The organism is Streptoverticillium olivoreticuli subsp. olivoreticuli (assembly GCF_003391135.1).
GTDB lineage: Bacteria > Actinomycetota > Actinomycetes > Streptomycetales > Streptomycetaceae > Streptomyces > Streptomyces blastmyceticus.
This window is the reverse complement of record NZ_CP031455.1, coordinates 3,801,282-3,823,557: the sequence shown is the minus strand read 5'-3', so window position 1 is coordinate 3,823,557 and position 22,276 is coordinate 3,801,282. Positions and strand designations below refer to the sequence as shown.

Sequence of the window (22,276 nt, the reverse complement as noted above, 5' to 3'; positions counted from 1 at the left end):
GCCCAGTAGGGTCTGCACGCATGGGAGAGCAGACAGGGCCCGTGAAGCGGCGGCTCGGCGTGATGGGCGGGACATTCGACCCGGTCCACCACGGCCACCTGGTCGCCGCCAGCGAGGTGGCCGCGCGGTTCCACCTGGACGAGGTGGTCTTTGTACCGACCGGGCAGCCGTGGCAGAAGAGCCACCGGGCGGTGTCACCGGCCGAGGACCGCTATCTGATGACGGTGATCGCCACCGCGTCCAACCCGCAGTTCTCGGTCAGCCGCATCGACATCGACCGCGGCGGTCCGACGTACACCACCGACACCCTCCGCGACCTGCGCGCCCTCAACGACGACGCGGACCTGTTCTTCATCACCGGCGCCGACGCGCTGGCCCAGATCCTCACCTGGCGGGACACCGAGGAACTGTTCTCGCTGGCCCACTTCATCGGTGTCACCAGGCCCGGCCACATACTGGCCAACCCCGGCCTGCCCGAGGGCGGTGTCTCGCTCGTCGAGGTGCCCGCGCTCGCGATCTCCTCCTCCGACTGCCGCACACGCGTGGCGCAGGGCGACCCGGTCTGGTACCTGGTCCCCGACGGTGTGGTGCGCTACATCGACAAGCGCAAGCTGTACCGGCACTGAAGGCACGTGAGGGGCACCGGTGAACGACCGACAGGACCCGTACGCGCAGGACCCGTACGGCAGCCAACCCCAGGTCCACGGCTATGACGCCTACGGGCAGCCGGTGTACCGGCCGGACGCCCCGGAGCGGGTCTACGACCAGTACGGGCAGCCCGTGCAGCAGCAGCCCGCGCAGCACCAGCAGGGCTACGGCTACGACGTTCAGGCCGGCGGCTACGACCCGTACGCCCAGCCCCAGCAGGTCCATGAGCCGCACCAGTTCTACGAGCCCCCGCAGCCGGCCCAGCAGACCCAGCAGCAGGAGTGGATCCCCCGGCAGGCCGGTGCCCCCGCCCACGAGGCGGGCGAAGCGCCCCGGGAGGAGCGGCACGAGCCGTCGCCCAAGGTGCCGGAGCAGGCGTCCGCGCCGGACTACCGCACCGAGCAGTTCTCGTTCATCGAGGAGCCGGACGAGGACTCCGAGGACGTCATCGACTGGCTCAAGTTCAGCGAGAGCCGCACCGAACGGCGCGACGAGCGCAAGCGCAAGGGGCGCAACCGCGTCGTCGCCCTCGTCGTGGTGCTCGTGCTCGCCCTGGGCGGCGCGGCCGCCTACATGTGGTGGGCCGGTTCCGGTGACAAGAAGGGCGCGACCACGGCGAGCGGAGCGCAGAAGCGCGACGTGATCGTGGTCCATCTGCGGCAGACACAGGGCGGCGGCAGCTCCACCGCCCTGCTGGTCGACAACGAGACCACCAGGAAGGGCACGACGGTCCTGCTGCCGAACACGCTGGCCGTCGCCAAGGAGGGCGGCGGTTCCACCACGCTCGGCAAGTCCGTGCAGGACGACGGCACCGGCGCGACCCGCGACGCCCTCAACACCCTGCTGGGCGCCGACATCAAGGGCAGCTGGCGGCTGGACACCCCGTACCTGGAGAACCTGGTCGAGCTGGTCGGCGGGATCGCCCTCGACACGGACACCGACGTCCCCGGCGCGAAGCCCGGTGACAGCCCGGTGGTCCGCAAGGGCACCGCGCAGAACCTGGGCGGTCAGATGGCGGTGGCCTACGCCACGTACCGGGCCTCCGGCGAGGACCCGGGCAAGCAGCTGGCGCGCTTCGGCCAGGTCATGCAGGCGGTGCTGAAGAAGCTGTCCGGCGACCCCGCCGCCGCGACCCGGACGGTGGAGTCCCTGGCGCAGATCCCGGACCCCTCCCTGTCCGTCGAACAGCTCGGTGCCTCCCTGGCCCGGCTCGCGACGCTCGCCAAGGCGGGTACGTACGACACCACGGCGCTGTCCGCGCAGTCCGACGGGACGCTCGGCGACCAGGCGACCGGCAAGGTGGTCAAGGACGTCCTCGGCGGCACGGTGAAGAACACCGACAAGAACGCGACGCCCCGGGTCGGCGTGAAGAACGCCACAGGGGGCAAGGGCGCGTCCGGCGCCGCCCAGGTCACGCTCGTCAACGGCGGCTACACCGTCGTCGACGCCGGCACCGCGGGCACGGCCGAGGCCGCCTCCGCGGTGACGTACGCGGACGACCGGCGGGAGGCCGACGCCAAGGAGGTCGCCAAGACGCTGGGGCTGCCCGCGGGCGCCGTGAAGAAGGGCGGCGGCGCCCCCAACGCCGACGTCACCGTGGTCCTGGGCAAGGACTACAAGGGCTGACGGCGGGGACCGGCCGGGGGTGGGAGCCACGGCCCGGCCGGTCCCGCGGAAAAGGCCAGGAGGGCTGTCGGTGGGTCGTGAGACCCTTGGGGTGTACTGACCCTCTTTATCGAAAGCATGGCTTGTGACCGCCACGGACCGCTCCATCGAGCTCATCAAGGCCGCCGCACAGGCGGCCGCAGACAAGCTCGCGCACGACATCATCGCGTACGACGTCAGCGACGTACTGTCGATCACCGACGCCTTCCTGCTGGCCTCGGCCCCCAACGACCGCCAGGTCAAGTCGATCGTCGACGAGATCGAGGAGCGGCTCAACAAGGAGCTCGGCGCCAAGCCGGTGCGCCGTGAGGGCGACCGCGACGCCCGCTGGGTGCTGCTCGACTACGTCGACATCGTCGTCCACGTGCAGCACAGCGAGGAGCGTGTCTTCTACGCCCTCGAGCGGCTGTGGAAGGACTGCCCCGAGATCGACCTGCCCGCCGACGCCGTCGCCACCCGTGGCAAGGCCGAGGAGCACGCCAAGACGCAGGCCGGTGAGGCCGACCTGGACGGTGAGCTGAGCTGAACGGCAGCACGGGCGGCACGGCCACGGGTGTCGCGACCAGGGGCCGGCGCATCGTCCTCTGGCGGCACGGCCAGACCGCATGGAATCTGGAGCGCCGCTTCCAGGGCTCCACGGACATCGAGCTGACCGGCACCGGCGTCGCGCAGGCGCGCCGGGCCGCCCGGCTGCTGGCCGCGCTGCGGCCGGACGCCATCGTCGCCTCCGACCTCAGGCGCGCCTCGGCGACCGCCGCCGAGCTGGCGGCCGTCACCGGCCTGCCGGTCGCCCACGACGCCGCCCTGCGCGAGACCTACGCGGGCGCGTGGCAGGGCCTCACGCACGACGAGATCATCGAGCGCTACGGCGAGCAGTACGCGGCGTGGAAGCGCGGCGAGCCCGTGCGGCGCGGCGGCGGCGAGCTGGAGACCGAGGTCGCCGACCGGGCCGCCCCGGTCGTCCTCGGCCGGGCGGACGAGCTGCCCGAGAACGGCACGCTCGTCGTGGTCAGCCACGGCGGCACCATCCGCACGACCATCGGCCGGCTCCTCGGCCTGGAGGCGTCGTCCTGGGAAGCGCTCGGCGGCCTCACCAACTGCTGCTGGTCGGTGCTGGGCGAGGGCGCGCGGGGCTGGCGCCTGCTGGAGCACAACGCCGGGACGCTGCCCGAGCCGGTGCTCGGCGACGACGACTGACCCCGCCCGGCGGCCGCCCCCGGCCCGATTTCACATCCGGCCAGGTCACAGGCTAAAGTTCTTCTTGTTCGCGGGGAACGCGGAGGGAAACCTCCGGGGGAAGCCGAGAACAGCGGGGCTATAGCTCAGTTGGTAGAGCGCCTGCATGGCATGCAGGAGGTCAGGAGTTCAATTCTCCTTAGCTCCACAATCCGGACGATCCCGTCTCTCCGTCAAGGAGAGGCGGGATTGTTGCTGTTCCGACAGGGTCCCGTGGCAGAATCGGACGGCCGGGAGCGGACGGGACCAAAGGGGAGGGAACGGCTGACCCATGGGTGCACACAGCCGGAAGTGCGACTGGTGCGGCAGCGGGACGCCGATCGTCCGCGACATGGAGCCGCTCAACTCCTCCTACCAGTACTGGTGCGTGGAGTGCGCGCGGGCGCTGATCATAAAAGGCGACCCGATCGAGACCTACCGTGAGCTCGAGGGCGAGCCGATCTACGGCCGACTGCTCGACGAACACTGCACGTTGAAGCGCTTCTACTCCTTCGCCACCGCCTGAGGCGGATCCCCGCCGGAATCCTTCCGCCCGCTTCCGCCCGATTTTTCAGGCCGCTTCCGGCAACCCCCGCCGTACGCGGGCGCGTCCTATGGCGTGAAAGCTGCCGCCGGGAACGGCCGGCGGCACGGGGGAAGTCATCGGAGGTCACCACGTGACCGAAACAGCGATCGATCCTGCGCCCAAGCAGGAAGCCGTAGCCGAGCTCACACCCTTCCTGGACGTCCTGCGCGTGCCGCCGGTGCTGCGGCCCGGCCGCAGAGAAGCCCTGGAAGGCATCGAAGTCCAACTGACCGCCACCTGGGTCCGGCTGCACTCGCAGCTGCCTCCCACCCGCGTGTGGGCCTACGCGGGCCACTTCCCGGGACCGACCATCGAGGTCCGCCGAGGCCGCCGGCTGCGGGTCGCCTGGACCAACCGCATCAGCGGCGACTATCCAGTGACGGCCGTCGAGGCCACGCCCGTGCCGGGCTCGCCGCCGCCGAGCGACGTGCCGGGCCGCAGCGGGGCCGCGCCGCTCGCGGAGGTGGCCGCGCTGCCGCCGTGGACGGTGACGCACCTGCACGGCGCCCCCACCGGGGGCGGGAACGACGGCTGGACGGAGAACGCCGTCTCGCCGGGCGACAGCCAGCTCGCCGAATACCCCAACGACCACCGGGCGGTGGCCTGGTGGTACCACGACCACGCCATGGACATCACCCGGTGGAACGTCTTCACCGGCCTCGCCGGGATGTACCTGGTCCGCGACGAGGAGGAGGACGCCCTGCGCCTGCCGCGCGGCGAGCACGAGATCCCGCTGATCGTCCAGGACCGCAACCTCGACCAGGACGACGACGGACGCCTCACCGGCCGGCTGCTCCACAAGACCGAGATCGTCGCCCAGGACGCGCAGGGCAAGAACGTCACCAAGGCGTTCAACGGCCCGTACACCCTCGTCAACGGCGTCATCTGGCCGCACCTGGACGTCGAGGCGCGGTGGTACCGCTTCCGGCTGCTCAACGCCGCCAACGCCCGGATCTTCCAGTTCCGGCTGGTCGACGAGGACACCGGCGAGCCGGTGCGCGGCGCGGCCTGGCAGATCGGCACCGACGGCGGGCTGCTGCCGCGCCCGGTGCCGCTGGACGCCCCGCTCTCCGTGGCGCCCGCCGAGCGGATGGACGTCCTCGTCGACTTCGGCAGGCTGCGCGGGCGCCGCCTGCGGCTGGTCAACGCGGCGCCCGGGGTGCGCTATCCGCAGGTGATGCAGTTCCGGGTCGGGCGGGATCCGGTGCGCGAGTCGTTCGTGCTGCCGGAGGTCATCTCCACCTCGTTCCGCCGCATCACCCACGAGACCGCGCCGCAGCACGGTCACCGGCTGATCGCCATCACCCCGCCGGGCACCGCCGGGAACGGCCACCCGGCGCTGTGGGAGATGCACCAAGTCGACGCGGGCGAGGTGCAGATCCCCAGTGAGGGCGTGATCCAGCTCAAGGCCGCCGACGGCACGGTGCGTACGTACCGCAGGGGCGCCCGCGCCTTCGACGACGCGCTCGGCTTCATGGCCGGGCACGACACCTGGGAGCAGTGGAGCTTCCTCAACCTGGGCGGCCCCACCCACCCGATGCACATCCACCTGATCGACTTTCAGGTGCTCGGCCGCGACCTCTACCCGGCGCCCGCGGGCGGCCCCTTCGACCAGACGCTGGGCGGCACGCGCGCCCCGCTGGAGCGCACCGGGCAGGCGCCGGTGTCGGACGGCGACGCGGGCTGGAAGGACGTGATCCAGGTGCCCGCCGGGCAGATGGTCAACGTGATCGGCCGGTTCCACGGCGCGAAGGGCCGGTTCATGTACCACTGCCACCTGCTGGAGCACGAGGACATGGGGATGATGCGCCCCTTCGTGGTGATGCCGGACGAGGTAATGGCGTTCCACCACGGAGGCGGCGGTGACCATCACGGCGGTCACTGAGCTCCGCCGGCTCGGGGCGCGGCGTCCTGACGGCGGCCAGCAGCAGGAAGGCCGCCCCGGCCGCCGGATAGCCGGCCGAGAGCAGCATCTGGCCGCCGCTCTGGTGGAGTTCGAGCCGCGCCTGTGACACATGGGGGACCCGCCACAGCGCGTACGAGCAGAAGAGCGCTCCGGCCGTCGCCGTCGCCGCCCACCAGGCGGCGCGGCGGCGGCCGGTGGCCAGGGCGGCCTCCGAGGCGAGGAGCAGCACCATGGGCACGCACCACACCCAGTGGTGCGACCACGAGACGGGGCTGACGAGCAGGGCCGTCGCCGCGCAGCAGAGCACGCCCCAGGCGTGCGCGGTGGGCTCGGGTCCGTACAGCCGCGCCCGGACCGCGACGGTGAGGCCGAGCGCGGCCACCACGGCCGCCGTGGCGGCCCACCAGAGCCCGGGGTCGCCGGTGTGCAGGAGCCGGGCCAGGACGCCGCGCAGCGACTGGTCGGCGGCGTCCTCGGCGTGCCCCACGCGGTCGGCGGCGAAGAGCATGTCGGTCCAGTAGCGCCAGGAGTCGTACGGCAGGGCGAGCGCGCCCACCGCCGCCGTGCCCGTGAACGCGGCGCAGGCGACGGCGGCCTGCCGTGCCTCGCCCCCGGGGCGGCGGGCCGTCCCGGTCGCGGCCAGGAAGACGGCGAAGAGCGCGGGAGTGAGCTTGATGCCCGCCGCGAGGCCGATCCCCACACCCGCCCAGCGCCCGCCCCGTCCGGCGGCCCGGGTCAGGTCCCACAGCACCAGGACGGCGAGGAGGAGGTTGACCTGTCCGTAGCGCAGGGTCGTCCACACCGGCTCGCACCACACGCACAGCGCGGCCGCGACGAGCGTCACGGCGGGGCGTGACGGCCGGCCGGTCAGCCGGAGCGACAGATGGGCGAGGGCGAGCAGCAGTGCGAGGTTGGCGAGGGTGGCCAGGGTGCGCAGCGGCGCGGTGGCGAGCAGGGTCAGCGGGGTGAACAGCAACGCCGCGAACGGCGGGTAGGTGGTGGGCAGGTGCGCGCGGGTGGCCCGCATCGCGTAGAGGTCGCCACCGGTGCGCACGGTCCAGCCCTCGGCCCGGTAGACGAGCAGGTCGATCATCGAGACGTGGGCCGCGCGCTGGGCCAGCCAGAAACAGACAAAGGACGCCAGGCACACCGATGCGGCGATCGGTGCGGCACGGCGGGCTGTCACGGGGCGCGACTCCGGGGTCCAGGAGCGACAAATCGGGCACAGGGAGCCGACGCTACCCCGTTGACGCCCGTTCCAAGCGCTGCCGGGCAAGCGATTTGGCAGATGGGGGGGAGGTCCGTGTAATGTAATCCGTGTCGCCAGGGAAACCGGGCGGAAAACAGAACAAGGGGCTATAGCTCAGTTGGTAGAGCGCCTGCATGGCATGCAGGAGGTCAGGAGTTCAATTCTCCTTAGCTCCACAGTGAATGAGCGGGTCGTCCGGAAACGGACGGCCCGCTTTTTCGTTTCCCGCCGGCGGTCAGTGCCCGTCGGCCCCCTTGTCGAGGTGCAGCGCCAGCGCGGGGCAGCGGCGGACGGCCCGGAGCGCGCGGCCGCGCAGGTGCGCCGGCACCCCCGCGTCCGCGAGCGCCGGATAGCCGTCCGGGCCCAGCCGCACGAGCTCGGGCAGCAGGCCCGCGCACAGCCCGTGCCCTTCGCACAGCGTCCAGTCCACCGCGAGCCGCTCGGCGCCCTCCGGGCTCGCGGCGCTCGCCCCGGCGGGCAGCGGGAGCGGCAGCACCCCCGCCGTACCGCGGCCGCAGCCACCGCCCAGGACGTGCGCGGCCAGGTCGTCGGTGAACGCCGACAGCGCGCTCAGCGTGAAGCGCGCCGCCCCGTCCGGATGCCCGCACGCGCCGCGCCCGCGGACCGCGCCCGCGGCCTCCCGTACGGCCTCCAGGGCGCCGCGGCCGCCACCGGCCAGCACGTCCGCCAGTGCTCCGGCCACCGACGGCAGCCCGAGCCGGCACGGCCCGCACTGCCCCGCCGACTCGGCGGCCAGCCAGTGCGCCACCCTGACGGTCTCGCCCAGCGGGCAGGTGTCCACGGGCAGCGGCAGCACCGCGCCCGCGCCCAGCGCACCGCCGCAGGCCGCGAGGGACGCGTGGGAGACCGTGGCGCCGTACGCGGTCGTCGCGTCCAGCCACGCCCCGTGGTAGCCGCCGGTCAGCACTCCCTGGAGCGCCGGGCCCGCGCCGCACGCCCGCAGCGCGTACGCCAGTGGCACACCGCTCGGCGCCTCGACGACCTGGGGTTCGGACACCGCGCCGGAGACCGTGAGCAGCAGGGTGCCGGGCTCGTCCGCCGTGCCCGTGGAGGCGTAGCGGTCGGCGCCCAGGCGTGCGGCGACGGCGAGTTGGGCGTAGGTCTCGGTGTTGGACAGCAGCGTGGGGGCGCCGCCGAGCCCCTCCTCGGAGGCGCGGGCGTGGCGGCCGGGCGGCAAGGGGAGCCCGCCGTCGGCGGCCCGCAGCAGGGCGGAGGACTCGCCGGAGACCAGCCGTTCGGGAAGGCGCACCACCCGGGCGCGCACGGCCCGGCCGCGCCGGTCGGCGAGCCCGCGCTCGGCCAGCGCCTCCCGTACGGACGCCTCGGTCGCCGCCCGGGTCACGCCCACGACGAGCGTGCCCGCCCCGAGCGCCTCGGCTGCCAGCAGGGCGCCGTCGAGCACGAGGTGCGGGGCCCGCGCGAGCAGGACGGCGTCCTTGCGGCAGGCGGGCTCGCCCTCGCACCCGTTGACCACCACCGCCGGACGCAGCCCCCGCCGCCGCGCCGCCCGGCCGACGGCCCGCAGTTTGCGCGCGAACGGGAAGCCCGCGCCGCCCCGGCCGCGCAGGACGACGGTCTCGGCGAGGTCGGCCGTCTGCGTCTCCGTGAGCCGGGGCGCCGAACCGTGTACGGCGAGGTGCGCCCTGCGGTCCAGTCGCGCGGCCGTGTCGAAACCGGCCGTCAGCCGGGGCAGCCCGAGCGCGAGCACGGCGGGCACGTCGGGAAGCGGGCCGTTCACCGGGCCCGCCCCGGGCCGCCGTGCGCGCCGTTGTCGACGAGGGCTTCGGCGGGGAGGGCGTCCGGGGAGGTGTCGGCGGTGAGAGCGGCAGGAGAATGGCCGCCGAGGGCGTGCGTGCCGGGCGCGTGGGCGACACCGGTGCGCGCACCCCGGACGCGGGCGCCGGTCCGATGCGCGGCGGCCGTGCGCGCCGGGGCCGCCATCGTGTGCCTGCCGGGTGACCCCGTCCTCGTGAGGGCGACGGCTGTCGGGGGTTCCGCGCCGTCGGGGTGCGCGCGGCGGGCGCGTACGAGCCGGAGGGCCAGCGCCGCCGCGACCGCGACGAGGCACAGTCCGTAGGACGTCGTCACCCAACCCGCCGGTGCGCGCCCGGATTTGAGGCCGTGCAGCACGGCGGCGCACCACGCGGGGTACGCGCAGGCGTGCAGCACGCGCCAGCGGCGGGCGCGCCCCCTGCCCGCGAAGGCGCTCCGCAGCGCTCCGGTCGCGCCGGCGAGCACCATCAGATACGCCGCCAGGGAGCCCAGCCCGATCAGGCCGCCCGCGCCCCGCACGCCCGAGGAGAACGGCACCAGGGTCGCGGCGGGCGACGCGTGGGCCTCCGCGACCTTGACGCAGATGTGCACCAGGAGGAAGCCGAGCGCGCCGACGGCGGTCGCCCGGTGGACGGCCTGGGAGAGCAGCCGGGCGCGCGGGGTGAGCAGCAGCCGGTCGGTGGCGATGAGCCCCCACACGACGGTCGCGGTGAGCGAGACCAGGGTGAGGACGCCACCGGTGTGGTCGAGGAAGCGGTTCATGCGGCAGCACGCTAGGCAGGTCCGCGGGGGCGTCGGGTCCGCTTCGCGCAACCCCGGTGCGGCGGCCCGTACCGCTGCTAACGTCTGTTCGTTCGGCGGCACTTCGCGCGCATGCCGCCCTCCGCCAGGGGCCACTTCGGAAATGTCGGGCGGCCCGCGGGTTTACTTGCGCCCCCCTGACCCACTGCTGACCCTTCCTTGGCTTCATCTTGATGAACACATGCCCCATGGATGAACAGTTCATCGAAAGAGTGGCGCGACGTATGTGCCGCGTCTGTGCTCCGTCAGCACAACGGCCGTACGCGACCATTCGCATCGCAGGGGGTTCCATGAGATCTACCCGCTCCAGAGGGCGCGCCGGACTGGCCCTGGTGGCATCGCTGCCGCTGGTCGCCGGAGCGCTCGCGCTCGGCGTTCCCGCCGCCCAGGCCGACTCGGGCCCGCACGACCGGCAGTCGCTCCAGGGCACCAAGCCGCTGTGGGCCACGCCGTCGGCCGACCGCGGCACCGTCTCCGAGTCCAACAAGGTCACCGCCCGGGTCTACCTGGCCGGCCGGGACGCCAAGGGCCTCGCCGCCTACGCCCAGGCGGTCTCCGACCCGAAGTCGAAGTCGTACGGCAAGTACCTGACCGCCAAGCAGGCGCAGGAACGATTCGGTGCGACGAAGGCCCAGATAGCCAAGGTCACCGGCTGGCTGACCGCCTCGGGCCTTAAGGTGACCGGCACCAACAACCACTACGTCACCGTCACCGGTGACGCCGCCGCGGCCAAGAAGGCCTTCGGCACGGAGCTGCACAACTACACCAAGGACGGCCGGACCTACCACGCGCCGGCGACCAACGCCTCGGTCCCCGCCTCGGTGGACGGCGCCGTCCTCACCGTCGTGGGCCTGAACAACGCCCCGCGCCTCGCCAGGCACGACGAGACCCTGCCCCCGCCGAGCGCCGCGTTCGTCAACGCCGGGCCCTTCTCGTCGTACTACGGCTCGAAGACGAACGACAGCCTCCCGTCGGCCTACGGCTCCCACGCGCCGTACGCCATCAAGGGCTACACCGGCAAGCAGCTGCGTTCCGTGTACGGGGCGAAGAACTACACCGGCAAGAACGTCACCGTCGCCATCACCGACGCGTACGCCTCGCCGACCATCGCCAAGGACATCGCCGAGTACGCCAAGCGCAACGGCGACAAGGGCTACCGCAAGGGCCAGTTCTCCCAGGTGCTGCCCGCGGACTACACGCACACCGGCACCGGCGAGGGCGGCTGCGACGCGGCCGGCTGGTACGGCGAGGAGACCCTCGACATCGAGGCCGTGCACGCGGTCGCCCCGGACTCCGACATCGTCTACGTCGCCGGCGCCTCCTGCCAGGACGACGACCTGATCGACTCCCTGCACAAGGTCGTCGACGGGCGCCTCGCGGACATCGTCTCCAACTCCTGGGGCGACATCGAGAGCAACGAGACCCCGGACGTGGCCGCGGCCTACGACCAGGTCTTCCAGACCGGCGCCGTCGAGGGCATCGGCTTCTACTTCTCCTCCGGTGACGACGGCGACAACACCGTCAAGCACGGCACGAAGCAGGTCGACACCCCCTCGAACTCCCAGTGGGTCACCTCCGTCGGCGGCACCTCGCTCGCCGTCGGCAAGGGCGACAAGTACCTGTGGGAGACCGGCTGGGGCACCCACAAGGCCACGCTGTCGAAGGACGGCAACACCTGGGAGGGCTTCCCCGGCACCTTCACCGGCGGCGCCGGCGGCGGCACCAGCAAGCTCGTCCAGCAGCCCTTCTACCAGCGCGGCGTCGTCCCCGACGCGCTGTCGAAGCTGAACGGCGCCACCCCGATGCGCGTCGAGCCCGACATCGCGGCCGTCGCCGACTCCAGCACCGGCTTCCTCGTCGGCCAGACCCAGACCTTCCCCGACGGCTCGCAGAAGTACAGCGAGTACCGCATCGGCGGCACCTCGCTCGCCGCCCCGGTGATCGCGGGCATCCAGGCGCTGGCCCAGCAGGCCCGCCACGGTGTGCCGATCGGCTTCGCCAACCCGGGCATCTACGACCGGTACGGCACCTCCGCCTACCACGACGTCACCGACCACCCGCTGGGCAAGAACCAGGGCCTCGCGGTCGTGCGCTCCGACTACGTCAACGGCGTCGACGCCAAGGGCGGCGTGGTGACCTCCCTGCGCAGCCTCGGCGGCGACACCTCGCTGTCGGCGACCGTCGGCTACGACAACGTCACGGGCGTCGGCACACCGGCCGACAACTACGTGACCTCGTACGTGCCGGGTCACCGCCACTGACCGGCCGGGCCCGCACCGCGCCAGGTACTCGGTGCGGGCCCTTCGGCCCCTGCGGTAACCTGACCACATGCGTGCCGTACGCCTTCTGCTTAGCGGGCCGCGCTGATCAGTACCGACCGGTAGACCGGTCGGCATCGGCGCGGCGTCCCCTCCTGTGCGAGGGGATTTTTCATTTCCGCAGGTGCCGCAGGTAGAGACGACGATCGATGGAGCTTTGAGGACGATGAGCGAGACCAACACCGCCGCCGAGGTGGCTGCCCCGCACCGCTACACGGCCGCGCTGGCCGCTGACATCGAGGCGCGCTGGCAGGACCTCTGGGACGCGCACGGCACCTACGACGCGCCCAACCCCGGCGGTGACCTGGCGGGCGACCCCGAGGTCGTCGCCCGGCCCAAGAAGTTCATCATGGACATGTTCCCGTACCCCTCCGGTGCGGGCCTCCACGTCGGCCACCCGCTGGGCTACATCGCCACCGACGTCTACGCGCGCTACCACCGCATGACCGGCCACAACGTCCTGCACACCCTCGGCTTCGACGCCTTCGGCCTGCCCGCCGAGCAGTACGCCGTGCAGACCGGCACCCACCCGCGGGTCTCCACCGAGGCCAACATCGAGAACATGAAGGCGCAGCTGCGCCGGCTGGGCCTGGGCCACGACAAGCGCCGCTCCTTCGAGACGATCGACCCGGCGTACTACAAGTGGACCCAGTGGATCTTCCTGCAGATCTTCAACTCCTGGTACGACGAGGACGCGAAGAAGGCCCGTCCGATCGCTGAGCTGGTGCGGCTCTTCGAGAGCGGCGAGCGCCAGGTGCCGGGAACGCGCGCGTGGAGCGAGCTTTCGGCCGTCGAGCGCGCCGAGGTGCTGGGCGAGTACCGCCTGGCGTACGCCTCCGACGCCCCCGTCAACTGGTGCCCCGGCCTGGGCACCGTCCTCGCCAACGAGGAGGTCACCGCCGACGGCCGCTCCGAGCGTGGCAACTTCCCCGTCTTCAAGTCCAAGCTGCGCCAGTGGAACATGCGGATCACCGCCTACGCGGACCGCCTGATCGACGACCTGGAGGCGCTGGACTGGCCCGAGGCCATCAAGCTCCAGCAGCGCAACTGGATCGGCCGCAGCGAGGGCGCCCGCGTCTCCTTCGAGGTCGTCGGCCACGACGAGAAGATCACCGTCTTCACCACCCGCCCGGACACCCTCTTCGGCGCCACCTACATGGTGCTCGCCCCCGAGCACGAGCTGGTCGACTCCGTCGTCCCGGCCGAGTGGCCCGAGGGCACCAAGGACGCGTGGACCGGCGGCGCCCGCACCCCGGCCGACGCCATCGCCGCGTACCGCAAGCAGGCGCAGTCCAAGACCGACGTGGAGCGCCAGACCGAGGGCAAGGACAAGACCGGCGTCTTCACCGGCGCGTACGCCCGCAACCCGCTGACCGGCGAGCGCGTCCCCGTCTTCGTCGCCGACTACGTCCTGATGGGCTACGGCACCGGCGCGATCATGGCCGTCCCCGGCCAGGACGAGCGCGACTGGGAGTTCGCGACCGCCTTCGAGCTGCCCATCGTGCGCACCGTCGCGCCGCCGGAGGGCTGGGAGGGCGAGGCCTACACCGGCCAGGGCCCGGCCATCAACTCCGCCAACGACAAGCTCGACCTCAACGGCATGGCCGTCGACGAGGCCAAGCGCACCGCCATCGCCTGGGTCACCGAGCAGGGCATCGGCGAGGGCACCGTCAACTTCCGCCTGCGCGACTGGCTGTTCAGCCGCCAGCGGTACTGGGGCGAGCCCTTCCCGATCGTCTACGACGAGCAGGGCGTCGCCCACTCGCTGCCCGAGTCGATGCTGCCGCTGGAGCTGCCCGAGGTCGAGGACTACTCCCCGCGCACCTTCGAGCCGGACGACGCCGACACCTCCCCGGAGACCCCGCTCTCCCGCAACGAGGACTGGGTCAACGTCACCCTGGACCTCGGCGACGGCCCCAAGCGCTACCGCCGCGAGACCAACACCATGCCCAACTGGGCCGGTTCCTGCTGGTACGAGCTGCGCTACCTGGACCCGCACAACAGCGAGCGCCTGGTCTCCGCCGAGGCCGAGCAGTACTGGATGGGCCCGCGCGACGGTCAGCCGCACGGCGGCGTCGACCTGTACGTCGGCGGCGCCGAGCACGCCGTGCTGCACCTGCTGTACGCCCGCTTCTGGTCCAAGGTCCTCTTCGACCTCGGCCACATCTCCTCGAACGAGCCGTTCCACAAGCTCTACAACCAGGGCATGATCCAGGCGTACGTCTACCGCGACAGCCGCGGCATCGCCGTACCGGCCGCCGAGGTGGAGGAGCGCGACGGCGCCTTCTACTACCAGGGCGAGAAGGTCGGCCGACTGCTCGGCAAGATGGGCAAGTCGCTGAAGAACGCCGTCACGCCCGACGAGATCTGCGCCGAGTACGGCGCGGACACCCTGCGCCTGTACGAGATGGCGATGGGCCCCCTGGACGTCTCCCGGCCCTGGGACACCCGCGCCGTCATCGGCCAGTACCGCCTGCTCCAGCGCCTGTGGCGCAATGCGGTGGACGAGGCCACCGGCGAGGTCACGGTGGTCTCCGCCGAGCCCGACGAGGCGACGCTGCGCGCCCTGCACAAGGCCATCGACGGCGTCTCCCAGGACATGGCGAACCTGCGCTTCAACACCGCCATCGCCAAGGTCACCGAGCTGAACAACTTCGTGACCAAGCTGAGCGAGGTCCCGCGGACCGTCGCCGAGCAGCTGGTGCTGCTGGTCGCCCCGCTGGCCCCGCACATCGCCGAGGAGCTGTGGCGCAAGCTCGGCCGCACCACCTCGGTCGTCCACGCGGACTTCCCCGTCGCCGACCCGGCGTATCTGGTCGACGAGGCCGTGACCTGCGTCGTCCAGATCAAGGGCAAGGTCAAGGCGCGTCTGGAGGTCGCCCCGTCGATCTCCGACGAGGAGCTGGAGAAGGCCGCCCTGGCCGACCCGGCCGTCGTCGCGGCCCTGGGCGGCGCGGGCATCCGCAAGGTCATCGTGCGGGCGCCGAAGCTGGTGAACATCGTCCCGGCGTAACGGCCGGGGGGAGCCTTCGGGGTTTCTCCCTACGGGCAGGTTGGGGGTTCGACAGGAACCCCCGGCCTGCCCTTTGCGTTTACGGTGGAGGGGTGGCGCGGGTCCGTCGGATCCGCGGCGCGCGTCGTGACTTTCGACCCCCGAGGGCCCGCCCCCGGGGCCGACCACACCGAGCCCGCTGAGGAGCGTTCATGGAAGCCGTGGCCGTGATCGTCGCACTGATCTTCGCGGTCCTCGTCACGCTCGGGGTGATCGCCACGGTCAAGACCGTGCGCGCGGTCAAGCGAGGGGTGGACCGCACGGTCACCCAGGCCCGCCGGACCGTCGAGGACACCCGGCTGAAGGCCAGGCAGTACGCACAGCCGGGCGCGCCCGGCGAGGTCGCGCAGCTGCGGCTCTCCCTGCGGACGTCGATGCGCGCCACCCAGGAGGCCCTGCGGCTCGCCGCCACCGAGGACGCCTCGCTGTCCGAGGCGCTGGCCCTGTTCGAGCGGCTCAGCGCGCACGGCCATGAGCTCGACGACGACCTCAAGCGCCTGGAGAACGAGCCGGACAAGGCCAGGATCGCCGCCTGCCTGCCCGAGCTGCGGGAGCGCACCGAGCGCGTCAAGGGCTCCGCGGACTCGCTGCGCTGGGCCGCGCAGGACCGGGCCCGCCGCTTCGCCGAGGACGACCTGGAGACGCTCAGCGGCCAGATCCAGATGGAGGCGGGAGCGCTGCGGCACTGGACGATGGACGAGCCGGAGGAGTCCCGCGCCCCCGGATCCGCTTCGTCGGGCAGCACGGCGCCGGCCGAAGAGACCTCCGGGGCCGACGGGCGCGCGGCGGACGGGCAGACGCCGGAGCGGCCCGCGATCAACGGGCGCAGGACCTGGCAGCAGCCCGGCTACTCCTGGCAGAAGAGCCGCCGCCCCGAGAGCACTACCTGACCGTACGGCCCCCTGTCCGGCCCTCCGGCGGAACGATCACGCGTACGGGGTCCGCACTGCCGCGGAAGCGCCCCGAAGGGTAATCTCCGGAACATGCCCCGCCACGTCGCTGTCGTCACCGATTCCACGGCCTATCTGCCACAGCGGGCGATGGAGCGGTACGACATCACCGCCGTGCCGCTCACGGTCGTCCTGGACGACGAGGCGCTGGAAGAGGGCACCGAGATCTCCGCGCGCTCCGTCGCGCAGGCGCTCCAGAAGCGCAGGCCGGTGACCACCTCACGGCCCGGCCCCGAGGTCTTCGCGGCCACCTACCGCGCGGCGGCCGAGGCGGGCGCGGAGAGCATCGTCTCCCTCCATCTCTCCGCCGAGATCTCCGGTACGTACGACGCGGCGGTCCTCGCGGCGGCGGACGCACCCGTGCCGGTGCGGGTCGTGGACACGGGCATGGTCGCCATGGCGCTCGGCTTCTGCGCACTGGCCGCGGCGGAGACCGCGGACGCGGGCGGGACGCTCGACGAGGCCACCGCCGCCGCCGAGAAGCGCGCGCAGGGCACGGTGGCGTTCTTCTACGTCGACACCCTCGACTACCTCCGCCGCGGCGGCAGGATCGGCGCGGCACAGGCGCTCCTGGGGTCGGCGCTCGCGGTCAAGCCCCTGCTCCAGCTGGACGACGGCCGCATCGAGCTGCGCGAGAAGGTCCGCACGGCGTCCAAGGCCATCGCCCGCCTCGAGGAGATCGCCGTCGAACGGGCCGGCGTCGCGCCCGTCGACATCGCCGTCCACCACCTCGCCGCCCCCGACCGCGCGACGCTCCTCGCCGACCGCCTGCGGGAGCGGGTGCCGGGACTGGTGGACCTGCACGTCAGCGAGGTGGGCGCGGTGATCGGGGCGCACACGGGGCCGGGGCTGCTGGGCGTGGTGGTCGCGCCGCGCTGAGCGGGCGGGCCGCGCCGAGTGGGCGGGCTGCGCCGAGTGGGCGGGCTGCGGGGGATTCGTCCGGATCCGGGCGGGCTTCCGGGGTGTTCCGGGTCGTTCCGCGGCGTGGAAGCCGTCGTTCGGGTGACGCGGATATCCACAACTGGCGGGTTATCCACGGAATTTGGGCCGCTTCAGCGGGATCGGGCGGACGCGCCTACGGTCGTGGCATGACTGATCGCCGGAACACCTTGACGCTTGATCCGTTGAACTCGGGTGCCGGTCGCGCCGGGCAGCCCCGGTCCGACCGCTCGCCGGGGGAGCGGGCGACGGCGCTGTTCCCGGAACGGCAAGCCGGCCGGGGCAGCCCCGACCCGCCGGGTGGGGGCGTGCCCAAGGTCCCTCGTGCGCAAGGGAGTTGGCGGACCGTCATGGCGGAGCGGCTCCCGATGTGGGTGCAACTCCGCTGCGGGATCGAGCCGAAGACGCTGGCCGCGCTGGCGGTCGTGCTGGTCGCGGCGTGCGTGTTCGCCGCGTACCACTTCTGGGCGGGCCGCCCGCGGGCCGTGCGCCCGCCCGACCGGGAGACGCCGTCCGTGGTGGCCGACCGCCCCGCCGCAGCGGCGCCTCCGGCCGATCGCGCGGGTCCCGCGCCCCGTGCCGGCGGCGGCGTGGTGGTGGACGTGACGGGCAAGGTGCTCCGGCCCGGCATCCAGCGCCTGCCGACCGGGTCGAGGGTCGTCGACGCGCTCGACGCGGCCGGGGGCGCGCGACCGGGCACGGACACCACGGGGCTCAACCGGGCCCGGGTGCTCATGGACGGCGAACAGATCGTGGTGGGCGCGTCGCCGGGACCCGCGGGCGCGCCACCGCCCGGCGCCGCGAGCGGACCGGCGGGCGGCAGACCGGCCGGTCCCGTCAGCCTCAACTCCGCGACGGTCGAACAGCTCGACGCGCTGCCGGGCGTCGGCCCGGTCCTCGCCCAGCACATCGTCGACTACCGCACCGAGCACGGCGGCTTCCGCTCGGTGGACGAGCTCCGCCACGTCAACGGCATCGGCGCCCGCCGCTTCACCGACCTCCGCCCCCTGGTCCAGCCGTGACCTCGCCCGACGCGCCCCCGAGCGACCTGCGCCTGGTCCTGCCGGCCGCCGCCGCGTGGGCGGCCGCGGCCATGGCCCTGGCGACGGACGCGACGGTGGTCGCCGCCACGGCGGCGCTTGGCGCGCTCGCGGCGTGCACCCTGCTGTTGGCCCTCGGACGGAAGGACACCCGCGACCGACCCGACCACCCACCACCGGCCACGGGCGGGAACCAGCGCCCGCACCCATCAGCCCCTCAAGCGTTCGAGGAAGAGGAAAGAGGCGCGGGCCGGAGCTCCGGTTCGGGAAGGGGCGTGACAGAGGAAGAACCCCGCCGCCCGACCCCGCGCAGAGCCACGGCGACAGCCACCGCGGCCGCCGCCATGCTGCTGTGCGCCACCGCCGCGGCCACCGCCGCCGCCCTGACCACCGCCGAAGCACACGGCGGGCCCGTCCCCGCCCTCGCCGCCCACTACCGCGAGGCCACCCTCGACGTCACGGTCACCGACGACCCGCATGCCACCCACTCCCGCCCTCAAGGAGACGCCGCCCCCACCGTCGTGCTGGAAGGCGAAGCGACCCGTCTGGTCGCCGGACAGCGCGAGACAGCCGTCCGTACGCCCGTCCTGCTGATCGCCCACCCTTCCTGGCTCGGGCTGCTGCCCTCCACCGGGATCCGGGTCACCGGACGCCTGTCCCCTCCGGCCCGGCGGGGCGACCGGATCGCCGCGGTCGTGCGCGTCACCGGCCCGGACCCACCGCACGTCATCGAGGAGCCCAACGCCCTCCAACGGACGGCCGCCCGGCTCCGCGCGGGCCTCCGCGACGCCACGGACGGCCTGGCTCCGGACGCCCGGGCGCTCCTTCCGGGACTGGTGGTCGGCGATACGTCACGCATCCCGCCCGACCTCGAAGACGCCTTCCGTGCCACGGATCTGACGCACCTGCTGGCCGTCTCCGGGAGCAATCTCGCGATCCTGATCGCGGTGCTCATCGGCCCGCCGCACCTCGCGGCGCGCGCCGAAAGGCGGGGGCTGGCCGCCCGGTTGGGGTTGCCGCTGCGGCTGACGGCGGTGCTGGGCGCGGTGCTGGCGCTGGGGTTCGTGGTCGTGTGCCGCCCCGAGCCGAGTGTGCTGCGCGCGGCCGGATGCGGGCTGATCACCCTGCTGGCCATCGGCACGGGGCGGCGCCGCAGCCTGCTGCCCGCGCTCGCGGCGTCCGTGCTGCTGCTCGTGCTCTGGGACCCGTGGCTGGCCCGGAGCTATGGCTTCCTGCTGTCGGTCCTGGCCACCGGCGCCCTCCTCACCCTGGCCCCACGCTGGGGCGACGGGCTGCGGCGGCGCGGCATTCCACCACGCGCCGCGGAGGCCCTGGCCGCGGCCGCCGCCGCGCAGGCCGTGTGCGGGCCGGTGATCGCGGTCATGGCGGCGCGGGTGAGCCTGGTGGCGATTCCGTGCAATCTCCTGGCGGAACTGGCCGTCGCCCCCGCGACGGTCCTCGGCTTCGCGGCGCTCGTGGCCGCGCCGCTCGTGCCGCCCGCCGCTGAGGGCCTCGCATGGCTGGCCGGCTGGCCCGCGTCCTGGGCCGCGGCCGTGGCCCGTACGGGAGCCGGCCTGCCCGGCGCGGAGCTCGGCTGGCCGGGCGGCTGGCCCGGCGGGCTGCTGCTGGCGGCGCTGACCGGGGCCGCCGTGTTCGCCGCCCGCCGGACGCTCCACCGGCCCTGGGTCTGCGCGGCCTGCGCGCTGCTCCTGCTCGTCGCGGTCGTCCGCCCGGCACCCCTGACCCGGGTCGTCACCGGCTGGCCGCCGCCCGACTGGCGGTTCGCGGCGTGCGACGTGGGGCAGGGCGACGCCCTGGTCCTGGCCGCGGGTGAGAGCACCGCCCTCGTCGTGGACGCGGGCCCCGAGCCGCGAGCCGTCGACCGCTGCCTGCGCGCCCTGGGTGTGCGGCGGGTGCCGCTCCTGCTGCTCACCCACTTTCACGCGGATCACGTAGACGGTCTGCCCGGCGTGCTGCGCGGAAGGGCGGTCGGGGGGATCGAGACGACATCGTTCGCGGAACCGCCGGGCCGGGCCGCGTTCGTGCGCCGGGAGGCGGAGCGGGCAAGGGTCCCGGTCGTGGAGGCGGTGCCGGGGGAGCGGCGGCACCTAGGGGAGCTGTCCTGGGAAGTGCTGTGGCCGCCACCGGCGGGGGTGTCCGTCGCCGCGGAGGACGGGCCCAACGACGCGAGCGTCACCCTCCTGGTCCGCAGCGCCGGGCTGACCCTGCTCCTGCTCGGCGACCTCGAACCACCCGCCCAGCAGGCCCTGGCGGAGACCCGCCCCGACCTGCCCCCGGTGGACGTCCTCAAGGTCGCCCACCACGGCTCCGCCCACCAGGACCCCCGGCTGATACGGAGACTCCGCCCGCGTCTGGCGGTCGTCTCCGTGGGCGCGGGCAACCGCTATGGACACCCGTCACCCCGCACGGTCCAGGCCCTTCGGGCCCAGGGCGCGACGGTGCTGCGCACCGACCGGGACGGCCCGGTGGCGGTGACCGGCGACGCCACGGCCGTCCTCGCGAAGTGAGGGGCGGTGCGGTGCGGCGGGGTCACTCCGCTTCGAGCCAGCCCTCGTACTCCTCGGCGAGCTCGCGCAGGGCGTCGGGGGCCAGGGCGCCGCGGGGGTCCTCCAGGACCACCAGCCACTGCGCGTCCTCGGCGTCGTCCTCGCCCGCGAGGGCCTCGCGCACCACCTGGGGCTGCTCGTCCAGGGGGAAGCGACGGGCGACCTCGTCCGCCACCTCGTCGGCGGCGTCGCGGTCGGGGAGCACCAGCAGGTGCCGTACGGGGTCGGCCGCGTCGAAGGCGGGCGACGGGGAGGAGGCCGGGTGGGAAGGGGAAGGAGAGGAAGGGGAAACGCTGCTCACCCGATCATTGTGCGGTACGCCCGTCCGGCCGCGCGGGCCGGAGTGTCAGCGGTGCGTGGGATGCTGGACGCGATGGCCAGGAAGACTGCAACCGACGACCTGCTCGCCCCCGTCACGCTCGCCGTGGGCCAGGAGGATCTCCTTCTCGACCGCGCCGTGCGCGAGGTGGTGACCGCCGCCCGCGCCGCCGACGCGGACACCGACGTACGCGACCTCACCTCCGACCAGCTCCAGCCCGGCACGCTGGCCGAGCTGACCAGCCCGTCGCTGTTCTCCGAGCGCAAGGTCGTGATCGTGCGCAACGCGCAGGACCTCTCGGCGGACTCGGTGAAGGACGTGAAGGGCTATATCGGCGCGCCCATCGAGGAGATCACCCTCGTCCTGCTGCACGCGGGCGGCGCCAAGGGCAAGGGCCTGCTGGACGCGGTCCGCAAGGCCGGGGCCCGCGAGGTCGCCTGCCCGAAGATGACCAAGCCGGCCGACCGCCTGGCGTTCGTGCGCTCGGAGTTCCGCGCGACCGGCCGCTCCGCGACCCCGGAGGCCTGCCAGGCCCTGGTGGACGCGATCGGCAGCGACCTCCGTGAGCTGGCCAGTGCCTGCACCCAGCTTGTCGCCGACATCGAGGGCACGATCGACGAGGCCGTCGTCGCCCGCTACTACACCGGCCGGGCCGAGGCGTCCAGCTTCACCGTCGCCGACCGGGCCGTGGAGGGCCGAGCGGCCGAGGCCCTGGAGGCGTTGCGCTGGGCGATGTCGACCGGGGTCGCCCCGGTGCTGATCACCAGTGCGCTCGCGCAGGGCGTCCGGGCGATCGGCAAGCTCGCCTCCGCGCCGCGGGGCGCCCGCCCGGGTGACCTGGCCCGGGATCTGGGCATGCCGCCGTGGAAGATCGACCGGGTGCGCCAGCAGATGCGGGGCTGGTCGGCGGACGGGGTCGCCGTCGCGCTGCGGGCCGTCGCCGCGGCGGACGCGGGCGTGAAGGGCGGCGGCGACGACCCCGAGTACGCCCTGGAGAAGGCGGTCGTAGCGGTGGCCCGCGCGGCGCGCAGCCGAGGCTAGCGTTCCGGGGCCCAATGGTCGGACGGGCTGGATTCGCACCTCACATCAGCCGAATCCAGCCCGTCCGGCGTTTGAGGACGCTCCCCCAGACTCCGTCCGGGGGGACCCCCAAGGGCGCTCGCCTGCGAAGCAGGCACAGCATGCGGTCGGCAAAAATCAAAGGCCCCGTACCCGCCCTGGGGAAGG

The 22,276-nt window shown here is 73.4% G+C and carries 16 protein-coding genes, 2 tRNA genes and 1 pseudogene; 15 read left to right on the top strand and 4 right to left on the bottom strand.

Annotation, left to right across the window (positions count from 1 at the left end):
* Positions 1–20: 20 nt before the first annotated feature.
* From nadD to phsA, 7 genes are all read left to right on the top strand, one after another.
* Complete coding sequence (nadD, locus tag DXZ73_RS16630) at positions 21–626, top strand: nicotinate-nucleotide adenylyltransferase (protein WP_116211778.1); 606 nt, start codon at positions 21–23, stop codon at positions 624–626.
* Positions 627–645: 19 nt separating this feature from the next.
* Positions 646–2,274 carry an LCP family protein gene (locus DXZ73_RS16625; RefSeq protein ID WP_116211777.1) on the top strand — a complete coding sequence of 543 codons (1,629 nt, stop codon included), beginning with the start codon at positions 646–648 and terminating at the stop codon, positions 2,272–2,274.
* Between the two features lie 124 nt (positions 2,275–2,398).
* Positions 2,399–2,839 carry a ribosome silencing factor gene (gene rsfS / locus DXZ73_RS16620; protein ID WP_116211776.1) on the top strand — a complete coding sequence of 147 codons (441 nt, stop codon included), beginning with the start codon at positions 2,399–2,401 and terminating at the stop codon, positions 2,837–2,839.
* Positions 2,836–3,510: a histidine phosphatase family protein gene (locus DXZ73_RS16615; RefSeq protein WP_116211775.1), complete on the top strand. Its 675-nt coding sequence runs from the start codon at positions 2,836–2,838 to the stop codon at positions 3,508–3,510. Before rsfS ends, DXZ73_RS16615 begins: the two co-directional genes overlap by 4 nt.
* 114 nt (positions 3,511–3,624) lie before the next feature.
* Positions 3,625–3,697, top strand: a tRNA-Ala gene (locus DXZ73_RS16610).
* Positions 3,698–3,820: 123 nt separating this feature from the next.
* Positions 3,821–4,054, top strand: a complete 234-nt coding sequence (locus tag DXZ73_RS16605; protein WP_116211774.1) for a hypothetical protein — start codon at positions 3,821–3,823, stop codon at positions 4,052–4,054.
* A gap of 151 nt (positions 4,055–4,205) precedes the next feature.
* On the top strand, positions 4,206–5,999 hold the full coding sequence (gene phsA / locus DXZ73_RS16600; protein WP_338059122.1) for an O-aminophenol oxidase PhsA: 1,794 nt from the start codon (positions 4,206–4,208) through the stop codon (positions 5,997–5,999).
* 22 nt (positions 6,000–6,021) lie between these two features.
* On the opposite strand, the pseudogene DXZ73_RS40610 reads toward phsA, so the two are convergent.
* A pseudogene (locus DXZ73_RS40610) lies at positions 6,022–7,206 on the bottom strand (glycosyltransferase 87 family protein); the annotation flags it as partial.
* A 166-nt stretch (positions 7,207–7,372) separates the two neighbouring features.
* On the opposite strand from DXZ73_RS40610, the gene DXZ73_RS16590 reads away from it, so the two are divergent.
* A tRNA-Ala gene (locus tag DXZ73_RS16590) sits at positions 7,373–7,445 on the top strand.
* Between the two features lie 59 nt (positions 7,446–7,504).
* On the opposite strand, the gene DXZ73_RS16585 is transcribed toward DXZ73_RS16590, so the two are convergent.
* The gene (locus tag DXZ73_RS16585) at positions 7,505–9,028 is read right to left on the bottom strand and encodes an NADH-quinone oxidoreductase subunit NuoF family protein (RefSeq protein WP_116211772.1); all 1,524 of its coding nucleotides are present in this window, start codon (positions 9,026–9,028) and stop codon (positions 7,505–7,507) included.
* A complete protein-coding gene (locus DXZ73_RS40285; protein ID WP_116211771.1) occupies positions 9,025–9,825 on the bottom strand; it encodes a hypothetical protein in 801 nt (266 codons plus the stop codon). Before DXZ73_RS40285 ends, DXZ73_RS16585 begins: the two co-directional genes overlap by 4 nt.
* 329 nt (positions 9,826–10,154) lie before the next feature.
* Here DXZ73_RS40285 and DXZ73_RS16575 point away from each other — a divergent pair, with 329 nt between their 5' ends.
* From DXZ73_RS16575 to DXZ73_RS16550, 6 genes are all read left to right on the top strand, one after another.
* Positions 10,155–12,125, top strand: a complete 1,971-nt coding sequence (locus tag DXZ73_RS16575) for a S53 family peptidase (RefSeq protein WP_116211770.1) — start codon at positions 10,155–10,157, stop codon at positions 12,123–12,125.
* A gap of 223 nt (positions 12,126–12,348) precedes the next feature.
* On the top strand, positions 12,349–15,195 hold the full coding sequence (gene leuS, locus DXZ73_RS16570; protein ID WP_116211769.1) for a leucine--tRNA ligase: 2,847 nt from the start codon (positions 12,349–12,351) through the stop codon (positions 15,193–15,195).
* A 191-nt stretch (positions 15,196–15,386) separates the two neighbouring features.
* The gene (locus tag DXZ73_RS16565; protein WP_116211768.1) at positions 15,387–16,124 is read left to right on the top strand and encodes a hypothetical protein; all 738 of its coding nucleotides are present in this window, start codon (positions 15,387–15,389) and stop codon (positions 16,122–16,124) included.
* 93 nt (positions 16,125–16,217) lie between these two features.
* On the top strand, positions 16,218–17,063 hold the full coding sequence (locus DXZ73_RS16560) for a DegV family protein (RefSeq protein WP_116211767.1): 846 nt from the start codon (positions 16,218–16,220) through the stop codon (positions 17,061–17,063).
* Between the two features lie 209 nt (positions 17,064–17,272).
* On the top strand, positions 17,273–18,145 hold the full coding sequence (locus DXZ73_RS16555; protein ID WP_240351372.1) for a ComEA family DNA-binding protein: 873 nt from the start codon (positions 17,273–17,275) through the stop codon (positions 18,143–18,145).
* 362 nt (positions 18,146–18,507) lie between these two features.
* Positions 18,508–20,691, top strand: coding sequence for a ComEC/Rec2 family competence protein (locus tag DXZ73_RS16550; protein ID WP_240351744.1), 2,184 nt, complete (start codon positions 18,508–18,510; stop codon positions 20,689–20,691).
* 22 nt (positions 20,692–20,713) lie between these two features.
* On the opposite strand, the gene DXZ73_RS16545 is transcribed toward DXZ73_RS16550, so the two are convergent.
* A complete protein-coding gene (locus tag DXZ73_RS16545) occupies positions 20,714–20,941 on the bottom strand; it encodes a hypothetical protein (RefSeq protein WP_116215661.1) in 228 nt (75 codons plus the stop codon).
* A gap of 162 nt (positions 20,942–21,103) precedes the next feature.
* On the opposite strand from DXZ73_RS16545, the gene holA reads away from it, so the two are divergent.
* Entirely contained in the window at positions 21,104–22,090 is a 987-nt protein-coding gene (holA, locus tag DXZ73_RS16540) for a DNA polymerase III subunit delta (RefSeq protein WP_205519177.1), read from the top strand.
* Positions 22,091–22,276 lie beyond the last annotated feature (186 nt).